At 68.4% G+C, this 509-nt stretch carries 2 protein-coding genes; both read right to left on the bottom strand.

The features are described from left to right. The coding region (locus MSB02_RS10630) for a twin-arginine translocation signal domain-containing protein (RefSeq protein ID WP_407653158.1) at positions 1–128 on the bottom strand (128 nt) is incomplete at its 3' end. Positions 129–170: 42 nt separating this feature from the next. After that, positions 171–509, bottom strand: a 339-nt coding sequence (locus tag MSB02_RS10510; RefSeq protein WP_267195201.1) for a cytochrome b/b6 domain-containing protein, incomplete at its 5' end; no start/stop codon positions are given.

Here is a 509-nt window from a genome sequence, read left to right as displayed (position 1 = left end):
TCGGGGAGGATGAAGCCCTTGACGAGCAGGCCGCCGAGCACGAGACCCGCGCCCGCGCCGCCCACGCCGGTCACGAACTGCCGGCGTGACACGCCGGAGCCGGTGGCCTTGGTATCGTTATCTGCCATCGTGTGGTTCCTTTCGTCGTATCGATGGAGCGGTGCAGGCGCCTAGCTCGCGCCGGGATCGGTGACCTCGCGGCCCTGAAGCTCCGCCATCCAGCCGGCGTGCTCCTTCTCGGCGTGCTCGCGTGAGACGTAGCCGGTGAACATGGAGACGAGCACCGGCCAGCTCATGGGCAGGACCGCCGCGAAGAAGACGTGGGCCAGGAAGAAGGCGAGCATGGCCACCGTCGCGATGTCGTGGACGGGTGTGGCGACCGCGAGCAGCCCCGCGGGCAGGTCGACGGCGTGGGCCGCCACCTTCACGAGCCCGGTGAGGATGATCACGGCCGTGGATGCGAGCGCGAGGATGTAGGCCATCTTCTCGCTCTCGAAGTACTTGGCCTC

Origin of the sequence: Anaerosoma tenue (genome assembly GCF_023161965.1) — a bacterium.
Classification (GTDB): Bacteria; Actinomycetota; Coriobacteriia; order Anaerosomatales; family Anaerosomataceae; genus Anaerosoma; species Anaerosoma tenue.
Note: the sequence above shows the minus strand (reverse complement) of the source record. Positions and strands in the feature narration are given on the sequence as shown.